Source organism: Kitasatospora sp. NPDC005748 (assembly GCF_040630735.1).
In the GTDB taxonomy this organism is placed as follows: Bacteria; Actinomycetota; Actinomycetes; order Streptomycetales; family Streptomycetaceae; genus Kitasatospora.
In genome coordinates this window covers 1-2,424 of sequence record NZ_JBEXYD010000150.1, presented here as the reverse complement: position 1 = coordinate 2,424, position 2,424 = coordinate 1, and the positions used below count along the sequence as shown (strand labels likewise).

1 protein-coding gene is annotated in these 2,424 nt (G+C 71.0%); it reads right to left on the bottom strand.

Annotation, left to right across the window (positions count from 1 at the left end; translation table 11 throughout):
* On the bottom strand, window positions 1-2,424 hold a 2,424-nt coding region (locus ABZ495_RS36955; protein WP_359840375.1), incomplete at both ends, for a condensation domain-containing protein.

Sequence of the window (2,424 nt, the reverse complement as noted above, 5' to 3'; positions counted from 1 at the left end):
GGTGGACGAGGACGCCCTTGGGGCGGCCGGTGGAGCCTGAGGTGTAGATGGCGTAGGCGAGGTTCTGGCCGTCGAGGGTGCGCTGGGGCGCGGTCACCGGGTACTGGTCGATGGTCGCCTGCTCGCGCTCGATGACGACGAGGGTGCCGTCGTACTGGGCGTCGACGGTGTCGGCCAGGGCGGCGGAGGTGACGATCACCGGGGTGGCGGTGTCGGTGAGGACGTAGGCGAGGCGGTCGGCGGGCCAGGACGGGTCGAGGGGAAGGTAGGCGGCTCCGGCCTTCCAGACGCCGAGGAGGGTGGGGACGAGGTCGGGGCCGCGCTCCAGGCAGACGCCGACGAGGACGTCCGGTCCGGCGCCGAGGGTGAGCAGGTGGTGGGCGATGCGGTTGGCGCGCTGGTCCAACTCGGCGTAGGTCAGCCGGGTCTCGCCGGCGATGACGGCGACGGCGTCCGGAGTCGCGGCGGCCTGGGCTTCGATCAGGTCGACGGTCAGACCCTCCGGCCAGTCGACCGAGCCGCCCGCGGCCCAGGTCGTGAGCTGGGTCCGCTCCGCCTCCGGCAGGAGGACACGGCGGGCATCACCGTCGGCGTCGGCGGCCATCGCCTCCAGCACCAGCCGGTACATGGCGCCCAGGCGCTGCAGGTTAGCCAAGCTGATCACATTGGTCGCACCCGCGAGGTCGAGCTTGCCGCCGACCGTGATGACGCTGAAGCCGAACTCGGTCGTGCCGTCGACCATCGTGCCCTCGACGTCGACCGAGGACTTGTCGACGAGGTGGAAGTCGAGGTACTCGAAGAGGGCGTTCAGCAGTTCCCGGTTGCCGCCGGCGGCGCGCTGGATGGCGGGCAGCGGGTAGCGGCGGTGGGACCAGATGGCGGTCTCGGTCGCATGGGTCCGCTCGACCAGTTCGCGCCAGCTCGCGGCACCGCGCGTGGTGGGGAACGGCAGGGTGTTGAGGTGCATGCCGAGCACCCGGTCCGCGCCCGGCGCCTCCAGCCGGCCGTGGTAGACCACGCCGGTGTGGAAGGCGTCCTCGGCGGTGAAGCTGCCGAGCACCTTGAGGTGCGCGGCGAGCAGCACGTTCTTGAGCGAGGACTTCGCCTCGGTCGCGAGCCTGCGCAGGCCGTCCTCCAGGTCCGCGAACGGGATGTGGACGTGGTTGCGGTCCGCGACGCCGTTCAGGTCGGACTCGGCGAAGCCGTCCGGCAGGACCAGCGGGCTGTGGGTGTCGACGACCTGCTGCCAGAACTCCTGGGTCTGCGGGTCGGAGAGCGCGGTCTGCTCGGCGGCGATGAAGTCCGCGTAGCGGACCGACGGCACCTCGTAGGCCGCCGGCTCAAGGCCGTCCCGCAGGCTGCGGTAGCAGGCGAGCAGCTCCATCAGGAGGGTGTGGTAGCTCCACCCCTCGGTGATGGCATGAATGTGACTGAACGTCAGCCGCCAGGCCTGGTCGGACTCGACGTGCACCGAGATGCGCAGCAGCGGGGCGGCGGTCAGCTCGAAGCCGTTCCGGTGCTCGTGCTCGACGTAGGCGAGCGTGAGGGCTGTCACCTCGGCCTCGGTCAGGCTGCGGACGTCGTGGATGGCGACCGGGATCTCGGCGTCGGCGTGGACGAGCTGAAGCGGCTGGCTGTAGCCGTCCAGGTGCATGGAGGTGCGCAGGATGTCGTGCCGGGCCACCACGAGGTCGGCGGCGCGGCGGAACGCTGCGGCGTCGAAGGCCTTCGCGTCCGGCAGGCGGAAGGAGTTGATGTTCTGGTAGACGTCCCGGGACTCGGCCGCGAGCATCTCGACGAGCATGCCGGTCTGGATCTGGGAGAGCGGGTAGGCGTCCACGATGTCGGCCGGGAGGGCTTCGCGGTCGTCGTCCGAGATCTGGGCGAAGGGCTGGACGGCGGTGATGAGGGATTCGCCGGTGCCGTTGCCGGGGAGGGCTGCGGCCATGGCGGTGATGGTGCGCTGCTGGAAGACGTCGCGGATGGTGACGTCGTAGCCGGCGGCGCGGAGGGCGCCGACGAGGCGGACGGCGCGGATGGAGTCGCCGCCGAGGTCGAAGAAGCTGTCCTCGACACCGACCTGGGGCAGGCCGAGGACCTCGGCCCAGACGGCGGCGAGGCGTTCCTCGACGGGGGTGCGGGGGGCGGTGTAGCCGCTGGTGGCGAACGCGTCCAGGTCGGGGGCCGGGAGGGCGCGGGTGTCGATCTTGCCGTTGGCGGTGAGGGGGATGGCGTCGATCGTCAGGTAGGCGGTCGGGACCATGTACTCGGGGAGTGTGTCGGCGAGTTCGGCGCGCAGTGCCGGAGCATCGAGCACGGTGTCGGTGACGAGGTAGGCGACGAGGGTCTTCTCGCCGTTGGTGTTCTCGCGGACGGTGACGACGGTGTCGGTGATGTGGGGGTGTTCGCGCAGGCGGGCTTCGA